This window comes from Cohnella sp. GCM10020058, from assembly GCF_042683485.1.
Taxonomy (GTDB): Bacteria; Bacillota; Bacilli; order Paenibacillales; family Paenibacillaceae; genus Cohnella.
Window position 1 is genome coordinate 298,920 of the sequence record NZ_JBHUJV010000017.1, and the last position, 20,190, is coordinate 319,109.

18 protein-coding genes are annotated in these 20,190 nt (G+C 59.5%); 14 read left to right on the forward strand and 4 right to left on the reverse strand.

The annotated features are described in order from the left end of the window. Positions 1–133 precede the first annotated feature (133 nt). The 10 genes from ACFSR7_RS28855 to ACFSR7_RS28900 all read left to right on the forward strand — a co-directional run bounded on the left by ACFSR7_RS28855 (position 134) and on the right by ACFSR7_RS28900 (position 9,630). A complete protein-coding gene (locus ACFSR7_RS28855; RefSeq protein WP_378167606.1) occupies positions 134–814 on the forward strand; it encodes a response regulator transcription factor in 681 nt (226 codons plus the stop codon). Continuing rightward, the gene (locus tag ACFSR7_RS28860; protein WP_378167608.1) at positions 811–2,568 is read left to right on the forward strand and encodes a sensor histidine kinase; all 1,758 of its coding nucleotides are present in this window, start codon (positions 811–813) and stop codon (positions 2,566–2,568) included. Before ACFSR7_RS28855 ends, ACFSR7_RS28860 begins: the two co-directional genes overlap by 4 nt. Position 2,569: 1 nt before the next feature. Then, positions 2,570–3,130, forward strand: a complete 561-nt coding sequence (locus ACFSR7_RS28865; protein ID WP_378167609.1) for a hypothetical protein — start codon at positions 2,570–2,572, stop codon at positions 3,128–3,130. Between the two features lie 555 nt (positions 3,131–3,685). Next, positions 3,686–4,273 carry an HAD-IA family hydrolase gene (locus ACFSR7_RS28870; RefSeq protein ID WP_378167611.1) on the forward strand — a complete coding sequence of 196 codons (588 nt, stop codon included), beginning with the start codon at positions 3,686–3,688 and terminating at the stop codon, positions 4,271–4,273. 135 nt (positions 4,274–4,408) lie between these two features. Continuing rightward, positions 4,409–4,987 carry a phosphate propanoyltransferase gene (gene pduL / locus ACFSR7_RS28875; protein ID WP_378167613.1) on the forward strand — a complete coding sequence of 193 codons (579 nt, stop codon included), beginning with the start codon at positions 4,409–4,411 and terminating at the stop codon, positions 4,985–4,987. A 147-nt stretch (positions 4,988–5,134) separates the two neighbouring features. Continuing rightward, positions 5,135–6,091, forward strand: a complete 957-nt coding sequence (locus ACFSR7_RS28880; RefSeq protein WP_378167615.1) for an ATP-binding protein — start codon at positions 5,135–5,137, stop codon at positions 6,089–6,091. Positions 6,092–6,120: 29 nt separating this feature from the next. Continuing rightward, positions 6,121–6,987, forward strand: a complete 867-nt coding sequence (locus tag ACFSR7_RS28885; protein WP_378167616.1) for a tetratricopeptide repeat protein — start codon at positions 6,121–6,123, stop codon at positions 6,985–6,987. A 127-nt stretch (positions 6,988–7,114) separates the two neighbouring features. Continuing rightward, entirely contained in the window at positions 7,115–7,300 is a 186-nt protein-coding gene (locus ACFSR7_RS28890; RefSeq protein ID WP_378167618.1) for a hypothetical protein, read from the forward strand. Between the two features lie 172 nt (positions 7,301–7,472). Beyond that, positions 7,473–9,077: a tRNA (N6-isopentenyl adenosine(37)-C2)-methylthiotransferase MiaB gene (miaB, locus tag ACFSR7_RS28895; RefSeq protein WP_378167620.1), complete on the forward strand. Its 1,605-nt coding sequence runs from the start codon at positions 7,473–7,475 to the stop codon at positions 9,075–9,077. Between the two features lie 40 nt (positions 9,078–9,117). Next, positions 9,118–9,630 carry a YlbF/YmcA family competence regulator gene (locus ACFSR7_RS28900; RefSeq protein ID WP_378167622.1) on the forward strand — a complete coding sequence of 171 codons (513 nt, stop codon included), beginning with the start codon at positions 9,118–9,120 and terminating at the stop codon, positions 9,628–9,630. 90 nt (positions 9,631–9,720) lie between these two features. Here the strand turns inward: ACFSR7_RS28900 and ACFSR7_RS28905 are convergent, their stop codons facing one another. Then, positions 9,721–10,776: a hypothetical protein gene (locus ACFSR7_RS28905; protein WP_378167624.1), complete on the reverse strand. Its 1,056-nt coding sequence runs from the start codon at positions 10,774–10,776 to the stop codon at positions 9,721–9,723. 157 nt (positions 10,777–10,933) lie between these two features. Between ACFSR7_RS28905 and ACFSR7_RS28910 the strand changes: the two genes are divergently transcribed. Continuing rightward, positions 10,934–11,335, forward strand: a complete 402-nt coding sequence (locus ACFSR7_RS28910; protein WP_378167626.1) for a hypothetical protein — start codon at positions 10,934–10,936, stop codon at positions 11,333–11,335. A 109-nt stretch (positions 11,336–11,444) separates the two neighbouring features. Here the strand turns inward: ACFSR7_RS28910 and ACFSR7_RS28915 are convergent, their stop codons facing one another. Beyond that, positions 11,445–12,107 (reverse strand): biotin transporter BioY, encoded by a 663-nt coding sequence (locus tag ACFSR7_RS28915; protein ID WP_378167628.1) that lies wholly within the window; start codon positions 12,105–12,107, stop codon positions 11,445–11,447. 99 nt (positions 12,108–12,206) lie between these two features. On the opposite strand from ACFSR7_RS28915, the gene ACFSR7_RS28920 reads away from it, so the two are divergent. After that, on the forward strand, positions 12,207–14,855 hold the full coding sequence (locus tag ACFSR7_RS28920) for an ATP-binding cassette domain-containing protein (protein WP_378167630.1): 2,649 nt from the start codon (positions 12,207–12,209) through the stop codon (positions 14,853–14,855). Between the two features lie 111 nt (positions 14,856–14,966). Here the strand turns inward: ACFSR7_RS28920 and ACFSR7_RS28925 are convergent, their stop codons facing one another. Further along, positions 14,967–16,199: an MFS transporter gene (locus ACFSR7_RS28925; RefSeq protein WP_378167632.1), complete on the reverse strand. Its 1,233-nt coding sequence runs from the start codon at positions 16,197–16,199 to the stop codon at positions 14,967–14,969. A 193-nt stretch (positions 16,200–16,392) separates the two neighbouring features. On the opposite strand from ACFSR7_RS28925, the gene ACFSR7_RS28930 reads away from it, so the two are divergent. Together ACFSR7_RS28930 and ACFSR7_RS28935 are read left to right on the forward strand one after the other, a co-directional pair. Further along, complete coding sequence (locus ACFSR7_RS28930; RefSeq protein WP_378167634.1) at positions 16,393–17,646, forward strand: NAD(P)/FAD-dependent oxidoreductase; 1,254 nt, start codon at positions 16,393–16,395, stop codon at positions 17,644–17,646. A gap of 158 nt (positions 17,647–17,804) precedes the next feature. After that, a complete protein-coding gene (locus ACFSR7_RS28935) occupies positions 17,805–18,794 on the forward strand; it encodes an EAL domain-containing protein (RefSeq protein WP_378167636.1) in 990 nt (329 codons plus the stop codon). Between the two features lie 73 nt (positions 18,795–18,867). On the opposite strand, the gene ACFSR7_RS28940 is transcribed toward ACFSR7_RS28935, so the two are convergent. After that, positions 18,868–20,097, reverse strand: coding sequence for a sugar phosphate nucleotidyltransferase (locus ACFSR7_RS28940; RefSeq protein ID WP_378167638.1), 1,230 nt, complete (start codon positions 20,095–20,097; stop codon positions 18,868–18,870). Between the last annotated feature and the right edge of the window lie 93 nt (positions 20,098–20,190).

The window sequence follows — 20,190 nt, forward strand, 5'->3', positions numbered from 1 at the left end:
GGCAGTTCGGGACATGGAATCCGGTCCCGGCTGCCGCTTTTTTTGAGTTTCGTCGCGTACACACGAAGGACACAAGGGTACGATAAGGTTATAGACGTACCGGATGGCCGGGCCGAGACGGGGGCGAGGGGCGATGAAGCGGACGATTCTGCTGGCGGAAGACGATGCGCTTATGCGAGAGTTTATAACGGATTATTTTCTCAAAGAACGATGGGATGTGCTCGAGGCGGAAAACGGGCGGGGCGCGCTGGAATTGTTCGAGCAAAACGCCGTCGACCTGGTCGTGCTCGATCTCATGATGCCGGAGATGGACGGCTGGACGGCATGCAGGCGCATCCGGGAAAAGTCGGACGTGCCGGTCATCATCATCACGGCCCGCGCGGAGGACGACGATCAAATTCTGGGGTATGAGCTTGGTGCGGACGAGTACGTGACGAAGCCGCTGAGCCCGCGCGTGCTGGTGGCCCGGGCCGCGGCGCTCATGCGCCGGACCGAAGGAACGGTCGGACGGGACGGCGAGCTGCTCGTATTCGGCGATCTGACGATCGACAGAAACGCGCATGCCGCAACCGTAGCAGGCGAGCCGCTTTTCCTTTCGCCGAAGGAGTTCGAGCTGCTCGCGTTTCTCGCGAAACACGAAGGCAAGGTGCTTGCCCGCGAATATATTTTGGATTCGGTATGGGGCTACGAATACGACGGAGATCCGCGCACAGTGGATACCCATATCAAAAAACTGCGTGCCAAGCTCGGTCATGAAGGCAGGCTGATCGCCACCGTCATCCGTTCGGGGTATAAGTTCGAGAGGGAATCATGAGAAAAAACAGCGTCGTTTTTAAGCTGTTTGCGGTGACGGCGGCCCTCATTGTCCTTGTATTCGTGTTCCTGTTCCTGGCGCAAGGCCTTTTTTTCGAACGATTTTATCGAACGACCAAAAATGACGCGATCGAAAAAAGCATGACGGCGTTCGCAGGCGAATACCGGCAGGCAGAAAGAACAAAATCGGGAAGCGGGTCGCGGCTGCTTGGCGAATTCATGAACCAAAACGATGCCAGCCTCGCTTTACTGGACGGCCGGTTTGAGCAAGTTTCCGTTCATCCTTACTTTCTGGAGCTGCGCGCGGGCGGCAAGACGGTCACCGTACCGCTCGCAAGCGAAGGGATGACGGCGGACGCGCTCCCGCAAGGCCTGAAGGTCGGGGATCCGCTGACGGTCGACGGCATTTATATGGACGAGGAAGATACGATTATGCAGCCGATCGCAATCGAACAGCGGGGACGCGCGCTTGAAGAGGGGCTCGTCAGGGTGGACGGGACGATCACGGACCTCATCGTGCCCGAGCGCCGTTCTTACAATCCTTTTTATCAGGATCTGCAAGTCAAAGAGGCGCTCTCGTCCTGGTTGACAGACGCGGAGCAGGCTTCGATCCGGACGATGGACGAGGGCATCGCGCAGACGGAATGGACCGATCCGTGGAGCGGCGTCCATTATGCTGCCATGCTGAAGCCGTTCACGCCGGCGAGGGGAGACGTCCGATATTTATTCGCCATGACGTCCCTTCAGCCGGTCGGCGAAGCGGTCGATATGTTGAAGCGTTACATCGTCTTCTTAGCGCCGGTCGTATTGGTCTTGGGCCTGCTATTATCCTGGATTTATTCGAGAATGGTCTCGCGACCGCTCGTCAGGCTGACCCGTTCGGCGACGCGGCTCTCTGAGCTTGACTTTGCCGGTCACGAGGAGCTTCGGTCAAAGGACGAATTCGGCGAGCTGTCGCGCCGCATGACTGCGATGTCGCGGAATCTGGAGTCGGCGCTCGTCGAGCTGAGAAGCGCGAACGTACAGCTGCAGCAGGACGTCGAGGAAAAAGAGCGGTCCGAGCGTTTGCGCAAGGAACTGGTCGCGAACATTTCCCACGAGCTCAAGACGCCGCTGGGCATTGTGAAGGGGTTTGCCGAGGGGCTGCAGGACGGCGTTGCCGCCGACAAACGGGAGCGGTACCTGTCCCTGATCGTGACGGAGACGGACCGGATGAACGCGCTCATTATGGATATGCTTGAGCTGTCCCGCTTCGAGATCAGTGCCGTTCAACTGCAGCGGGAAGCGATATCTTTGACAGCTTTGATCCGAAAAGCGCTGCAGTCGTTCTCCGGGCAGATCGAGGAGAAGGCACTGCGCCTCGAAGCGGAAGCGAACGGGGAATGGCGGGTGGAAGCGGACCCGAAGCGGACCGAACAGGTGCTGATGAATCTGCTCGGCAATGCGATCCGGCACGCTGCCGAAGGCGGCACGCTCGCCATTGAAGTGAAGCGAACGAAGCCGGGCCAAATTCAAACGACCATCGAAAACGAGGGGACCCGCATCGACGAGGCGGATCTGGACCGGATTTGGGAGCAATTTTACCGTACCGAGCGATCGCGCCACCGCAAATCAGGCGGGACGGGCCTGGGCCTTGCCATCGTGAGGCATATCCTGACGCTCCACGGGAGCGAATTCGGCGTTCGCAACACGGTGCGAGGCGTAGCTTTTTACTTTACTTTAAACGAAACCTTAAACGAAAGCGGAGGAGATTGACATGAACCATAAAAAATGGATGTATACCGTTGCAATTGCCGTGCTGCTAACGATGAGCGCCTGCGGTGAAAAAACGAATACAGATGCGCAGGCTTCGGCAGGCGCTTCCTCACCTGCCGTCGAGGCGACTCCGTCGCCTTCCGAGCCGGCATCGCCTACCGCGAGCGCGTCGGGGGCGCCTGCTTCGTCTCCGGCCTCAAACGGAACGGAGGCGGCCGTTTCCGAGGAGCCGGCAGACCAGAAGATTCTGATCGTCATCGATCAGACGCAAAAGCCGATCGAGGGCAACAGCTTTGACTTTTTCGTAAAGCAGCTTCCGACCGGATATATGCTGTCCGAGATGAGCTGGACCTCCGGCGATACGAAAATCGTCAATACGCTGCAGGACGCGATCGCGCATGGCGGCAATGGCGAAGACGGATTTTACATCAGCGGCGACGGGCAGTTCATGGGCTTCTTCTACCCCGATGAGCTGAAGGGGCAGGAGGGCGAAGTCAGCTTCCTGTTCAAGGACGACAACGGGCATGAAAAGCGTTGGACGAAAAAAATCACATTGAAGTGAGGCTTCAGACAAATCAACCTGTTCGAAGGGGATAGAGCCTGATTGGGGCGGCGGCAAATCGAGGACAGGTGAGCGCGCGTGCGGCGTGCCTGCGTTTTCGGATGTTGGATGAGCCGAAAAACCTGCATTTGTACAGGTATTTTCTGTCGGCTCGCTTCACTTGAGGAAATGCCTGCAGATGTGCAGGTAATTGCAAAGCGCAAACCGGTAATAGGACTGATAGAAGAAAATAGATGTATATTCGCATCTTTACTTCTATAAATGGTCGACATCGGAACAAATAGATGTATATTTGCAGGCATTACGCAAAAGAAGGGCGCGGTGGGCGATCTGCCGGCCGAACGGAACGGCTGTCGGGTGTGCCGCCGATAAGCGTTCCGCGCAACCCGGTTTCGGATGTCCGCCAAAACTTAAGAGGACCGTCAGGGTGATCTTCCCCTGGCGGTTTTTCATACTTCGACTTCTTGTTCCAAATGCGCCGCAAAGCGAAAGCAGACCGGTGCCCGCATCGGATGTTATACTTTCGTAGACGATCGTATGGAAGGAACGAACAAGATGACAAACAAGAAAGCCCTTGTGCTCGACGTCGGCGGCGTGCTTGCGACCAATTATACGCCGCAATTCTGGGAATCTCTTTCTAACGACTTTGACGTGCCGTATGCGGCGCTGATGCAATTTCGCAGCGATGTAAGGGCCGTCTTATGGACGGGCGCAATCGCGGAGTCGGCATTTTGGGAACGCTTGAACGAGCGCTTTCCCCGAATAAGTCCCGCTGACGCCAGAGCGAGGCTCGTCTCGGAGATCTGTCCGCTGCCCGCGCTCGAACTTCTATCCGGATGGGGCGAGCGGGCCAGTCTGAACATCCTGAGCAATCACCGGACCGAATGGATCGCGCCGGTTCTCGAGCCGATACGGCCTTTATTAGACCACGTGCTCGTCTCGGCCGAGGTCGGTTGCCGCAAGCCGGAGCCGGAAATATATGGGCGCATGAATGCGCGTCTCTCGGACTTTGCGGACATTTTATACGTCGACGATACGGAGGACAACCTGCCTCAAGGCGCCGCGCTAGGGTGGAAGACGCTGCTTGCGGCCGAGGACGGCACCTGGATCGCGCATGCGGAAGCTTGGCTGAAGGGAGAATAAGGCAGATCGTTGACGTCCGCGTGGACGGTTCGTGAACTTATGCCGGCAACCTGCTTGCTCGGTCGCTGTTTGCGATATAATGGGTTCGTGTACATGTTAAGCATACGCATCGCTCGCGAAAGGCAGGTCTTGACGATGAACGAAGACAGAAAAATACCGGTCGGCGTATCTGCCAGACACATTCATTTGACGCAGGAACATGTCCGGATCTTGTTCGGCGAAGACGCCGAGCTCACCGAGATGAAGCCGTTGTCGCAGCCCGGACAGTTTGCAGCCAACGAGACGGTAGCGGTGCACGGTCCGAAGGGCTCTTTTCCTAAAGTCCGCATCCTCGGTCCCGTCCGCAAGGCCACGCAGCTGGAAGTATCCCGCACGGACGCCTTTTCGCTCGGGCTGAAACCGCCGGTGCGCGAATCCGGCCACATCGACGGGACGCCGGGCATCCGGATCGTCGGTCCGGCCGGCGAAGTGACGGTGGACGAAGGCGTCATCGTCGCAGCCCGTCACATCCACTTCCATACATCGGACGCGGAGCGTCTGGGCGTCGCGGACAAGCAACTGCTACAGGTACGGGTCGGCGGAGAGCGCGGCCTGGTGTTCGAGAACGTCATCGCGCGCGTATCGCCGTCGTTTGCGCTGGACATGCACATCGACACCGATGAAGGCAATGCTTCCGGCGCCGCTACGGGCGATTTTGCAGAGCTGCTCGAATAGAACGCATAAAGGGCGCGTTTTTCCGCGATACAAGCGGGGGACGCGCTTTTTTTGCATCGTTTTCTTGCACAATCGGCGCTTTGGACTTTTCATAGATATGGTAAACTGTGTATATTCCTTATCCTAGAAGCCGAGGTGGTAACGAAGATGTCCGACCGGGACGAGATTGCGCAGCAAAGAAGGAAAAACCTGAAGCTCATTCAATTCAGCAAGGACGATCAGTCGCTCGTCGAATCGGATAAGCCGAAGGAAACGTTCGCCGACGTCGGCGGCCTGGAAGAGGTTAAAAAGAAAATCCGCATGAACTTCATACTGCCGCTCCAGCAGCCCGAGCTGTTCGCGGCTTACGGCAAGGAAGCGGGCGGAAGCCTCTTGCTGTTCGGCCCGCCGGGCTGCGGCAAGACCTTCCTCGCGAGAGCCGTCGCAGGCGAGATCGAGGCAAACTTCATGCACATCGAGCTTCAGGCCATTTTGTCCATGTACGCGGGTCAGAGCGAGCATAATTTGCACGATATTTTCGACAAAGCCCGGCAGAGCAAGCCGTGCGTCATTTTCATCGACGAGCTGGACGCCATGGGCGGCAGCCGGCATCAGATGAGGCAGCATCACGACCGCATGCTGGTCAACCAGCTGCTCCTCGAGCTGGACGGCTTGCAGGCGGAAAATGAAAATGTGTTCGTTATCGGCGCGACGAATACCCCTTGGTATCTCGACTCGGCGCTGCGGCGGCCGGGACGGTTCAATCATCTCGTATTCGTGCCTCCGCCCGAGGAAGCCGAACGGGAGCGCATACTCGAGCTCAAGTTGTCCGGCAAGCCTGCGGAGGGACTGCAGCTGGCGAAAATTGCGGCGGAGACGAAGCTTTTCTCAGGCGCGGATCTTGAGCAGGTCGTCAAGGACGCGGTCGAGACGGCCATGGAGCGCATGCTCGGTTCGGGGAAAATCGAGCCGATCACGAATGACGACTTGCGGCGATCGGCCAAGACGCGCAAGGCGACGACGCTGGAGTGGTTTTCGACGGCCAAAAACTACGCAACGTTCAGCGACGCCAACGGGGATTACCGGATCGTGCTCGACTACGCGAAAAAGCACGGCATTAAATAAACGGTAGCGGCAGGCGGGGGGCGACAAGTTTGGAAGATTCAGCTTGGCAGTCGTCCTATCAGGCGGCTGAGCAACTGATTGAATGGAATCGATATAAGGAAGCGCTGGAGGAGACGCAGCGGCTGCTGGCGCTCGATCCGGAGGACGCGGACGCGATGGCGCTGGCCGGGCGTATTTACGTGCTCATGGATCGGCATGCCGAAGGACTGCATTGGTCCGCGGAGGCGCTGCGCCGCGATCCGGAGCACCTGCTCGCCTGGTTCGTGCGCGTATCCGCCTATTACGAGAGCGGCCAGCTCCAGGCGTTTCAGGAGGCGCTGACCGAAGCACTGCGGCTCGATCCCTACGAGTCCTTCTATTATTATTTGAACGCCAATTATTACAATAAAAAAGGTCAATTCCCGCTCGCCAAATCGGAGCTGCTGCGCGCGCTTGAGATTCAGCCCCACAATGCCGTGTACCTTGCGCTGCTCAGCTATGTGGAAGCGCTGCTCGGTCATTTCGAGGAATCAGCTAGGATAGACGCCCAGGCAATCCGTATCGACGCCGAAACGCCGCATGTTTTGCTGCACCTGGCTTGGGCTGCCCGTACGCGCGGAGATTTCAAGCTTGACGAGACGTACATGAAAAGCGCGATCCGGCTTAATCCGGACGAAAAGCAGTTCCAGGACGAATACCTGGAGGCGCTGCAGCTTGCCCATCCGTTGTTCCGGATTTTTACGGTGCCCGGCAAATACATTCGCAGAATGAAGCCCTGGCAAATATGGGTCGCCTGGATCGCCGCGTGGATCTTGTTTAAACCTTTGGTCCTTCTTTTTATCGTATTGTACGCGGTATCTAAATTGGGAACGAAGGCGCTCGTTCATGTGCGCGTATTCGGCTGGCGTCGGAGATAACGTCTCCAGGCTAGGTCAGAGAGATAAAGTCTCAAGGCTAAAATGAATAACGAGTATCCGTTTGCTTAAGATTGCGCTTTCCCGGGTAAATACTCCTTGTCCTTATTCAACCCGGAGGTGGATTCGCATGACGAACAACGGCAGGTTGGACAGGCAAGGCATCGACGTACAAGAGGAAGGCAAGCAGTGGCAGGCGCACGCGGACAGGGCGAAGTCGAACTTCGATGCGGTCAAAGCGCAGCGTCCGGTCGGAACCAACAGTCATCCCGACAGGCAGAATCGGTTGATAGACACGCGCAATTTGCGCAAATAGACGAGCGTATCGCGACCCGGCAGCCAGCGCTGCCGGGTTTTTCGCGCGAACGGCGGCCATGCGGGTTTTTTACGGGAGGAAATAGGCTTGGGCCCCATTCTTTGCTATGCTATAATGGAGAATCGAATGGTCCCATCGCTATAAGGGCGGACGACAGGAGGTATCTCTTCGCATGACGAAGGAAGGCCAAGGACGGCAAGCAGCCGGTCAGGCTAAAGATTATGCCAAATACTTCGACTTCTCGGGCGCGAAGGTCATCGCCCAAGAAGACGGAAAGACGACATATCGCATCAACGGACGCAATGTGCAGATCTCGTCGCCGCCCGATCTTCGCGAAGGCAAGAAGCGCGGCAAGGAAGAGATCCGGGTCCACTACGATACGGGCATCGGCGAGGACATGAAGACGTTCGGCGCAGGCCGGTATTATTGCATCTTCACCTACGGCTGTCAGATGAACGAGCACGACACGGAGATTATGCGCGGCTTGTTCGAGGAGATGGGCTATACCGCCACCGAAGACAAGCAGCAGGCGGACGTCATCCTTATCAACACCTGCGCGGTCCGTGAAAATGCGGAGGATAAAGTGTTCGGCGAACTGGGCCATCTGAAGCGTCTTAAGCTCCAGAAGCCCGAGCTGGTGCTTGGCGTATGCGGTTGCATGTCCCAGGAAGTGTCGGTCGTCAACCGTATTCTGGAGAAGCATCCGCATGTCGATCTCATTTTCGGCACGCACAACATTCATCGTCTGCCCGAGCTGCTGAAGGAAGCGCATTACGGCAAGGAGATGGTCGTCGAGGTCTGGTCCAAAGAAGGCGATATCATCGAAAATCTGCCGAAGAAGCGGGAGGGCCTCCGTGCCTGGGTGAACATCATGTACGGCTGCGACAAGTTTTGTACGTATTGCATCGTTCCGTATACGCGCGGCAAGGAGCGCAGCCGGGTGCCGGAGGACGTCATCGCGGAAGTGCGCGATCTCGCCCGCCAAGGCTTCAAGGAGATCACGCTGCTCGGGCAGAACGTCAACGCCTACGGCAAGGACTTCGCGGACCGGAATTACCGGTTCGGCGACCTGATGGACGATATCCGCAAGATCGACATCCCGCGCGTACGGTTCACGACGAGCCATCCGCGGGACTTCGACGACCATTTGATCGAGGTGCTTGCCAAAGGCGGCAATCTGGTGGAGCACATTCACCTGCCGTTCCAATCGGGCAGCAGCGAGGTGCTGAAGCGTATGAGCCGCAAATATACGCGCGAGCAGTTCCTTTCTCTGGTCGGACGCATCCGTGCCGCAATGCCGAACGCCGTGCTCTCGAGCGATATCATCGTCGGATTCCCCGGCGAGACCGAAGCGCAGTTCGAGGAGACGATTGAAGTCGTTCGCGAAGCGGGCATCTCGATGGCCTACACGTTCATCTATTCGCCGCGCGCCGGCACGCCGGCGGCCGACATGGAGGACAATGTGCCGTACGAGGCGAAGCAGCGCAGACTCGCGCGGCTAAACGAAGTGATTGCCGAGATGAGCTTGGCCAGCAACCTGGAACTGGCCGGCCAGGTCGTCGAGGTGCTCGTCGAAGGCGAGAGCAAAAACAACGCGAACGTGCTGTCCGGCCGTACGCGCAGCAACAAGCTGATTCACTTCGAGGGACCCAAGTCGTGGATCGGACAATTCGTCAATGTGCGCATTACGCAGCCGCAGACCTGGTTTATCCGGGCCGAAGCGATCGGCCTCGCCGAACCGGAGCGCGAATTGCCTCAGACGGCGGGCGGCGTTTAGACTAGCAAAAGGTAGATCACATTCGGGAGGAACCCAATTCATGTCTCAGCATTCGCACGATCACCATCACGGCCACGACGGCTGCAGCCACGGCGTACCCGATCTCGGGCAGCCCGAGGGCTATGTCATTCCCGAGTTCGACAACCGGGAGCTCATCTTGCGCGACGACATCCTCGCGCGGGCCAAGGAGCTGGCGCAGCTGATCACGACGGCCGACGAGGTGCAGACGTACCAGAACGCGGAGCGGCTCATTCAGCGCCATGAAAAAGTGCAAGTTCTGATCTCCCAGATCAAAAAGAAGCAAAAAGAACTCGTCGCGTTCCAGAAGACGTTCAAAAATCCGGCGATGGTCGAGAAGATCGAAGGCGAGATTGCGGTGCTCCAGGACGAGCTCGACGGCATGCCGGTCGTCCAGCAGTTCCAGCAAAGCCAGACCGACGTCAACTATATGCTGCAATCCATCGTCAGCATCATTCGCGACACGGTCGCAGAGAAGCTCGACGTCGAAGCGGCTACGCCTCAAGCCGAAGAGCCGGAGACTTGCATCGACTGACGGCACAACGGTATGATCGTCAAAGGGATTTACGTAGCGCGAGCCTGCCCTGGCAGGATTTCTCGGCTCACGGCAAGAAGGGCCGCGGCATTATGCGCGGCCCTTTGGCATATAAGGCTTGGACGGCGTGGCTCGACCGGCTGTCGCTTGCTTGCCGGAACCGCTGCCCTTGGTCGTGTGGAAGACGGGCGCCGGATTCGGTTTTTTCTCCGGACGCGGCGGTTTCAAGGCGCCGGCTGTCGGCCGGCGGTCGTCGCGAGGCGCTGCGGCCGGCGCAGGACGCCTTGTCCGTGTGCGCGTGCGCTGCGGCGCGGCGGGCCGGTGGCCGGCGTCGCCTTTAGATCGGTCATTCGCGGATGCGGGCGGGTTGGGAACGGCGCCGCCGCCCGAGCGGTTTGTGCCGCTAGAACGATTAGAAGCGCTAGAACGTTTGGAACCGCTGGAACGATTAGAACCGGTAGTACGGTTTGGACTGCTGGAACGGTTCGTGCCGCCGGACCGGTTGGCTTCGTTTTTACCTTGCCCGGCTTTGCCGGGTGCTCGGCCTGCCGGCATAACGACAAGCTCTTTGGCCCGCTGATCGTAGCTGAGCTTGTAAGCCTTGCCCGACCGAAGATTGAGCGCGCGAACCGAATCGGGATGCAGCCTAAAGCCGCCTTCAAACAGATTGGCGGGCGAACGAACGGCTAGGCGCCGGGATGCGCCGCCGTGCCTGATCGTCAGCGTATGGTCCCGACTATCGTCGGGCAAGCCGAGCTGACTGAGCAGCGCGTATCCGATCGACAGCCGGCCGGAGCCGACTTTCGCATCGCTGCCGACCGGGGCGGATGCCGCCGATATCGGAGACGAGCCGATTTTAAGCGTCTTGCGGTCCGGATCGTAAACGAGTTTAAAGCGTTTGTTGCCGGTCAACCGGAGTTGTCTCGCCAAGGGAGCGCCGAGCTCGAAGCTGCCATGGAAGCATTCGCCTCCGCTGCGCAAACGGACAACCGCTTTTCCGGAATAATTTCCGTTTACAAGCGTGACCTCGGTACCGTCACCGATCTCCGTTAAGGCGTTTTCTTCGCCATACGCACAGCCCGACGTCATATGGACCGTTCTTTCCGGCAGATCGCTGACGATAAGGTCCAGTATGCTGCTGATCATCGCACCGTTTCACGCTCCCGAATGCAGGACTTTGCTGCCGCGTGGCAGCCGCATGTCTTTAGCATATGCCGATGCGCCGACCGCTGCCTGTACCTTTGTCTAGCGCCTGATCCGGCTTGCCGGCCAAGCGGCTCGGCGTACACTACCAGGGAAGAAGGTGATTCCGATCTCGGATTTTCTGCAAGTCAAAGGCTTGACCGGTGAGCTTAAAATTTCGCATAAAAAAGGTCCCTTCGGGCTGACCTTGTCGACGCGGGAGCTGGTCGTGCAAAAGCCGCATATGAACTACTACATCCTGTTCGAGCATATCGTGAGCGTCGTTCCCTGCGAGAGCGTCCGTCTTGACCGCAAGGCAATGCGTGCGGCCCGCACGGCGAGCGGGGAGATCGCCTACGGCTCGATCGCGGCGGGGAGCGCCTATTACGCATTGTATGCAAAGGAAGTCGTCGTGCATCATCGCGGAGGCATTCATCGCACGGGACCGATGGAATTCAGGCTGCCGATATACAAGCGATTGATCGAGGAGCTGGCGAAATACGGCGGATTGACGGTCATCTGACTGCCGGGAAGTATGAAAAAGATCGCCTCGTCCAATGGCGCCAGGCCTGGGAGGGGCGATCTTTGACATGCGGGGAAAGGATGCTGGCATTAAGCGATCAGGTCGTATATTACCGCCCGGACAAACGCTTTAAAGTGCCGTAGAGTGCAGGACGCAGCGCGGCGATGATGACGACCGCCGCGGCGGCTTTGATGAGATCGCCGGGAAGGAAAGGGTAGCAGGCGCCGATCAGCGCCGCATGCAGCGACGTATGCGCTTTGTGCGCGTACCAGGGCACACCTCCGACATAAGCGAGCGCAACGCCGAACAGGACGACCGAAAAGATCAGAATCGCGTATGTACGTGTCGTCGCCTTGCGGCCTTTGCGGAACAGCCGATCGGCCGTCATCCCGATGAACAGCGCTTGAAACGGAAACATCCAGATGAAGCCGCCCGTCGGTCCGAATACCGTCGACAGCCCGCCCCGTCCATGAAGAAGCGGCAAGCCTGCGGCGGCGAGCAGTACGACAAGCGCGATGCTGGAGAAGCCGAGCCGAGCGCCGAGCAGTCCGCCGGCAAGCATGACGGCCAGCGTCTGAAGCGTAATCGGGACGCTCGTGAACCCGAGCGGTATTGATACATAGCTAAAAGCGATGAATAGCGCGGCGAAGAGGGCGATAAATACGGTTTTGCCGATCCAGGCGGCCGTGGTGTTTTGTCGCACGACGGTTACGGCTGCCGTTCGGTCGGCGCCGCCGCCCGAAGCGGAAGAAGTTCGATTTGTCTCAGTCATTGTCAATTCTCCTCTCGAATGTTAACCTAAAAACGAATGTGTGGTTAACAATTGGAATTCTAGCATGAGACAACCGGTTTGGGAAGAAGGAATTCAAAAATGACGGCAACGGTAGATTCGCGCCCGGAACGGCCGCCGGCCGAAGCGCACTTTATTATAGCGGGGATGTCCGCCTACAGAGAGGGCGCTGCGGAGGATGCGCCGCCGCTGCTCGATCGGGTCGAACTGACGCTGTCGCCCGGCGAATGGGTATATGTCGTCGGGACGAACGGCAGCGGAAAATCGACCTTGGGCAGAATCGTCGCGGGGCTCGGCATTCACGGCGAGCTTCGCGCCGAGCGTTGGGAACGGGGCTTCGCCGGGGAAGAGCCGGCGCCTTATGTCATGCAGCAGCCCGATGCGCAGCTATTCGGGACGACGCCGCGCGAGGAGATCGTATTTGCGCTGGAATGGCTTGGTGCCAGGGGCCCCGACATTTTGCGGCTGGCGGATGAGGCGCTGGGCGAAGCCGGGCTGAAGGAAGCGGCGGATCTGCCGTGGAGCGCGCTGTCCGGGGGACAACGGCAGCTCGCGGCCGTCGCTGCCGCTGCGGCGGGGCATGCGCCGTTGCTCGTTTTTGACGAGGCGACCTCGATGCTCGACGGGCATTCGCAGTCGCTCGTGCGGCAGCTTGCGCTTAAAAGGCAGCAAGAAGGGGCGGCGATCGTCTGGATTACGCAGCGAATCGAAGAGCTGGAATCGGATCCGGAACGCCGTGTGCTCGCAATGGCGGCAGGAAGACTGGTGTACGACGGCAGCGCAAGCGGATTTTTGTACAAAGATGCGTCAGAGGCGGAAGCCGCGTTCGCTCCGCCCTGCCTTTTGGCGGGTCTCAGGCTCCCGTATGCCGCGGCGTTGGATTATGAAATGGCGCTGCGCCGCCGCGAGGCGGGCGACGCTCGGATAGCCGGGCATTCACGCGAAACGGAAAGGGCAAAGAGAGCAGGCGCGGGAACGCCCGCCATAGCCGCTTCGGACAAAACAACGTCCTGCGAAACTTTCCTGCTGCGCTTCGAGGGACTTCGACTGCGCGGCGGCGCCGAAGCGTCCCTGCCCACAATGGACTCGCTAACCCTCGAGCCGGGCCGTATTGTCGTTCTTCTCGGTCCGAACGGTTCGGGCAAGACGCGTCTGTTGGAGATTGCGGCAGGACTGCAGAAGGCTGAGAAGACCAGAGCCGAGTTCCTCGCCTCGGGGCAAATACAGCCCGCAGGCAGCGGTTGGTCCGCTCGTCGACATCGATTACTGGCGTACAGCTATGCGAGTCAATCCCCGGAGGAGCAGCTGTTTGCCCGATCGGTCGAGGAAGAGCTCGACTATGTGCTCCAGCCCTACAAGCTGGATGCGGGGGCGAGACGCACACGGCTTGAACATGCGCTGCAATCCGTCGGATGGGGGGATTCCTGGCTAACGCGGGACCCATATGCCATGAGCGGCGGCGAGCGGCGAAGGGCCGCGCTGGCTGGCGCGCTGGCGGCGCCGGCGTCCTGGCTGCTGCTGGACGAGCCGACCGCCGGTCTCGATGCCCTTGGCTGCGAAAAGCTGGCGCAAAGCCTAACCTTAGAGCGTCGGAGCGGCCGCGGCGTTTTGCTCGTCTCCCACGATCCCGATTGGTCGATGCCGCTTGCGGACGAGCTGTTGCTGCTCGGGGCTGACGGCGAGATCCGGCGCTGCAGCCGGCGCGCGTTGCTGGAACACCCCGAATGGTGGGAGGAAGCCGGGCTTCGCTGTCCGGCATCTTATAGGGCCGCCCGCGATGCATGGCGGCATGGACTGGCGGAAGAGAGAATATGGAAGGCGACGGAAATTGCAGCGTTTCGGCTGTCAATGGGACTTCAGGATGTTAAGGATATATCTACGTCTGCCGACCGCGAGAATCAGGGCGTAAATTCGGACGGCGCGCAAATAGCCGATTTTGAAGCATGGCCAAACGCAAGGAGGCGCTCCATATCCGGGGCCGATCGCAACCGGCTGTCCGGATTCGATCCAAGAGCGATATGGCTCGGATATGTGGCGTTGTCGCTGTCGATGTTCGCAGCGCGGGGATGGGCGGGACTGGCGGCGTCCGCCCTGCTGACGGCAGCGATCGTAGGGCTCGCCCGCCTACCGCTGCGCGAATACAAAGGTCCGCTCGCCGCGTTTGCGCTGTTCACCGTCATGTCGACGGTGCTGTCCGGCTTGACGGGAAGCAGCGGCGATCGCGGCGATTGGTGGCATGCCGCGAACAGCGTCGCTACTTTTCGCTCGTTTGCAAAAACCTGGCTCGTGCTGGCGATCGGAATTGCGCTGCCGGCCGCCATCCCGCCGCTCCGTTTGCGCCGCGCGCTCGCGCAGGTTTTGCCGCGAAAGGGCGGCGCAGGAAGACGGGCGCAGCGTCTCGTCCTGACAGTGACGCTGCTCCTGCGATTCGTGCCGCAGCTGCTCGCGGAGTGGGATCGCTTCGCCCGCATCGCCGTCGCCAGAGGCAAGGACACGGGGCGTTCGCCCGCGGCGATGCTGCGGAGACTTCGAAGCACGGCCGTGCCGTTTATGCTCGCATTGTTCCGGATGGGAGAGACCGTGACGTTGGCGCTCGAGAGCCGCGGGATCGGCCGGCGGGACGCGCCGAGCGAGGCCGAGCGTTTGCACTGGCATGCCCGGGACGGCGTGCTGCTGATCTTGGTCGCGCTTGCCTGCGTCGCTTTGACACTGCAAGGCGGGCTCTATTAGGACATCGCGGGAATAGCTCCAGCCAGCACTAGCTAGGCCCGATCCCGCCAAGCCCGCCAAGCCCGCCAAGCCCGCCAAGCCGGCGCTAGCCAGCCGTAACTTCGAAGCGGCTTAAGCGGTGCGTTCCGCTTTTATTCCAAGTCGCGCGATAACGGCGGCGAGGACGGCGATCGCGGCGCCGAAGGCGAAGCCCGCCTTAAGCCCGCCGCCGGCATTCAGCCACCCGGCCAGATACGGCCCGGCGAACATGCCGATGGCATATACGGATTGATAGAACCCCATGGCCGTGGCGCGTTCGACAGGCCGAATATCCTTGATCGCGAGGCCAAGCAGCAGCGGCAAGTACAACCCCTGCGCGATGCCGTTGACCGCCTGCGTGGCCAGCAGGCCGACATAGTTGCCGCTGAACGGGATGAGCGCTGTGCAGAGGGCAGCCAGCAGGAAGCCGCAGACTAAGACGCGCCGCGTGCCGAAGCGAGGGGCGATATAGCGGCCGGTCCATAATGAGACGAGCGCATGCGGAACCATAAAAGAGACGACCAGGCCGGTGAGTCCGTTTTTGCCGGCTCCGTATTCAACGGCTTGCAGCGGCGTAAAGCCGAACATGGTAATGAAGAGCACGCAGTGAGCGAGCAACGACAGCAAAGAAACGATCTGCAGCTGCCGAGAATGCCGGAGGAGCGTCAGCGCCGGCCTTTTGCCGGCTTCTTCGCCGCTCATAAATGCTGCATTCGTCGTTGAAGCCGAGTGCGGTTCGCGGACGAAAGCGACGAGCGCGCCGCCTGCTGCGGCAATGATCATGCCGGCCGCGAACGCAGCGTTCCAGCCGCCCGACCCCGCCAGATAGCCGCTCAGCGTCATGCCGGCCAGCTGTCCGACGACCGTCAGAAAGCTCAGCGTGCTCATCGCCTTGCCGGATTGCGCCGGCGGATAATACGAGGCGTACAGCACCGTAAACGGCACCCAGGTCGATGCGCAAATGCCGGCGACAAGCCTCCCGGACAGCGGACCGATCCAGCCGCCTACATAAAAAAACAGCGCGCAGCTCAAAAGTCCCGCGGCCATGCCGGCGAACAAAAACGGCTTGCGCTTGCTGAGCCGGTCCGAGTAGAGACCCAGGGGGAAGCGGATGAGCACTTGCGTCAAGCCGTAGCTGCCGACGATCAGGCCGATCGTGCCGAGCGGCAGACCGCGATCCTCGAGAAACGGGGTCAGAATCGGCACATAAATATACATGGTCGCCCAATAGAGCAGCGTCGCGGCCGCGAACACCACATGGTCCCTGGAAGCAATCGGGCGCTGCAGTGCGGCGGCGGGACGTTCCGTCGATAACGGCGTTTTCAAAATAAATCCTCCATTCATTAACCGGTTCTTCTACTGTAACCGAGCGGGTCGGCGAGGGGAAGACCGGAAATGCGACGTCTCTGCTTCGTACGACCTTCTCGAACACGTGACGAATCCGGTGACCGCCGTAACTGTCTTCGTGACGAAGTCCGGCGTTATACTCTTCCCGTCAAGGTAGATGAGGAGGGATTGGATGAACGCGTCATACGACGTCATTGTCGTAGGAGCCAGAATTGCGGGTGCCACGCTGGCGTGGGAGCTGTCGCGGCTGGGAATGCGGACGCTGCTGCTCGACCGGGCCGAATTTCCGAGCGACACTTTATCCACGCACAATTTGTATGCCAACACGCTATCCAAATTCAGAGAAATGGGCGTACTGGACGAATTGCTGGCTACGGGTACCCCGCTCTACAACAAAGCGCATATTAACTTCGAGGGAGCGATCATCGAAGGACGTTTTCCTGCGGTTGACGGGATCGACGGTTGTCTTTGCGTAAAACGCAAATATATCGACGATATTCTATTCCGTCTGGCGCGCGCGCAGCCGGGCGTTACGGCGGTCAGCGGATTCAGGGCGACCTCGCTCATCCGCGGCACAGGCGGAGAAGTAACGGGGGTGACCGGCGTTACGAAAGAGGGGCAGGTGCTGTCTTTCTCTGCACCGCTCGTCGTGGGCGCGGACGGCCGCCGATCTTCCGTACGGCAGTGGGCAGGCGCAGAGAGACGGCTGGCCGTGCCGACCGATTATGCTTCTTATGTCGCCTATGTCGACGGCTACGAGCAAAGCGGGGATCGGTTCGCGGAGTTCTACAAGCAGGGCGACAAGCTCGCCATCGCTTTCCCGACGAGCGATGCGCAATATGTGCTTGGTTTTATGTTCCCGTTAACCGACACCGCTCGCATCGAGAGGCTGCGTGCCGAACCGGAGCAGGGGCTCCGGGCGCTGGCAGAGGAAGGGTTTGCCGCGACGGAATTTCCGGGCCGGCTGAGGAACGCGTCGTTTGCGGGGCGCATACGCGCGCTTCTCGGCTACGACAACGATTGGCACGAAGGCATTGGCAGAGGCTGGGCGCTTGTCGGAGACGCTTTCTCCTTCAAGGATCCGGCGGTCGGCCAAGGCATGCATGACGCGGTTTTCGGCGCAGGGCTGCTCGCGCGGACGCTCTCCGCATACCGGCCCGCGGACTGGCTTGAAGCATCGGAGGAGATGGCGGCCAAATACGAGGACGCCATGCAGGCCAAGCTGAGGAGCCGATTCGAGATCGGCTGCCAGATGACCCGCAATGCGCCGCTGCCGCCGGAGCTGCTCGGCGCTTATCGACTGATCGGCACGGACGAACGGGCGACGCGCATCTTTCTGGGCATGTACAATTACGCTTGCGAACCAGCAGATATCGACGGCGAGCTGGGACGGCTGTTCGCAGAGCTTCAGGTGCCGCGGTCCTAGCTGAAAAATGGTGCATAAGGTAAGATCTTCAAGGCAGCCGTGGGCTGTCTTTCTTTTTAATTTCAGAACTTTCTCTTAAAAAGGTAGGAATAAAGAAGCATACGGCGAATGTATAGCGTCGGACCTTAATCCCGCTCGACATCGAAGGAAGTGTGCAGATGAGTTGCCGACAATGCATGGCGGGAGAGCCCTTGTACGAATTCCGGCTAGCCGATCCCGCGAACGAAGCCGTAGCCGGCGAGATCGCCAGGTTTATGAAGGAACGCGGCGCGCCCATGCAAAATCAACCGGACGCGATGCTGGTTCGCGAGTCCGCTGTCGCCGATTTTTACGACTTTTGTCTCGATCATATGAACCCTGCCGCGATGGCTTATCGCCTGAACGAAGGCGAATGGAAGCCGCTGACGACGCTGCCGGAAGAACTGAAGGAGCAATGGGTCGAAGGCGTCATCGGGGAGGAACGCGTCGTGCCGTACGCCCAGCCGATCGTGAGCGCAGACGGCGGCGTTTACGGCTACGAGGTGTTGGCGAGATTTCTGGCCGAAGACGGCAGGATGCTGTCGCCGGCCGAAGTATTCGGAGCGGCGAAGCGTCGCAACCGGCTTTATGCGCTCGATCGCATGTGCCGTATGGCTGCCGTGCGGAGCGCCGTTCATTTGCAGGGGAAAGTATTCATTAACTTTATTCCGACGTCGATCTATTCCCCGCAGCATTGTCTGCGGTCGACGACCGCGTTGACGCGGGAGCTGGGGCTGGATGCGTCGCGATTCGTTTTTGAAGTCGTGGAGAGCGAGCGGGTCGATGATCTGGCGCACCTGAAGACGATTTTGGCTTACTATACCGAACAAGGCTTTAGCTACGCCCTTGACGATGTGGGGGAAGGTTTCAGTACGCCGGAGCTGCTCCGCGAGATCAAGCCACATTATATGAAGCTGGACCGCGGCGCCGCAGACGGCGTGAGCGGCGATCCGGCCAAGCAGCGGATTGCCGGAGAGCTTCTCCAGACAGCCTTGCAGGTCGGCGCCGTGCCGCTGGCGGAGGGGATCGAGCGCGAGGCGGATTACCGCTGGCTTCAGGCGCTTGGGTACCGTCTGTTTCAAGGATATCTGTGGGGGAGGCCGGAGCCGATTGTGCCGGGTAGCTGCTAGAAATGGATGCAGGATAAAAAGAAGGCGGACTCCGCAGCAGGAGTCCGCCTTCTTTTTAATGGAGGTTCGGCGATTATTCGGCAATCGTCAGCAACGCAGCCGGTTGATCGAGCTTCCCAGCGCCGACGATACGGTCCTTCATGTCCTTGATGCGCTCGAATGCCGGAGCCATGAATACGTTCGCCTTGACGCGTTCGCCCGGCGCGATGACGACGATGTCCGATCCGTCGCCGACCACCGCATAGTCTTCGATAACGGCGCCTTCGCCGATGATCGCGCGGTTAATCTTCGCGTGCTTGCCGATCTTTGCGTGGGGCATGACGACGCTGTCGCGGACCTGGCTGTTCGAGCCGATCTGACTGCCGATCGAAATGACGGAGCGATCGATCTCGCCGCGGGCCGAGACGCCCTGGTGAATGAGCGAGCCGCGGATTTGCGCGTGGACGCCGGACGAGAAGTGCACGACCGACGACAGGGCGGAGGCATTCATCGGCCATTCCGGCGTGCCGATATGGACCTCGCCGTCGAGCAGATCCATGTTGGCTTCCCAAAGGCTGCCGATCGTGCCGACATCGCGCCAGTAGCCGCCGAATTTGTAGGCATGGAGCGATTCGCCGTCTTGGAGCATTTGCGGGATCAGGTCTTTGCCAAAGTCGTGCGAGGAAGCGGGCTTGGCGGCGTCCTGCAGCAGGAGGCGGCGCAGGTCGCTCCAGCGGAAGACGTAGACGCCCATCGAAGCGAGATTGCTCTTCGGCGCAGCCGGCTTTTCAGCGAAGTCGATGATACGGCCTTCTTCATCCGTGCTCATAATGCCGAACCGACTCGCTTCTTCCCAAGCGACGTGCTTGACGACAATCGTCGCGCTCGCGCCGCTTTTGCGGTGAGCGGAAAGAAGGGGCGCATAGTCCATTTGATAGATATGATCGCCGGATAGAATAAGGACGTCCTCGGGGGAATGACTGTCGATGTAATCTATATTTTGATAGATCGCGTCGGCTGTTCCAGCGTAGCCCTCGCCGCCGATCCGATCGGATGGCAGCAAGGTTTGACCGCGCTGAGCTTGCGGACCGCCGCTCCATGATTTAGCTTCGCTCAAATATTGGTGAATGGATTCGGCTCGATATTGTGTAACGATGCCGATATTATCGATGAAGGAGTTTAAGCAGTTGCTGATCGGAAAATCGATAATGCGTTGTTTTCCACCGAAAGGTACGGCCGGTTTGGCCCATTGCTGCGTTAGCGGATGCAGCCGTTTGCCTTCCCCTCCGGCTAATAGCATGGCTAGAACGTTTTGCTTGCTCATCCTCTGCTCTTCCTCCTTGAAAATAACTGCCAGATCAATCATAGATAGTTATTAACCAGCGCATATATTACTTGAAACTCGAACTTTTTTTTC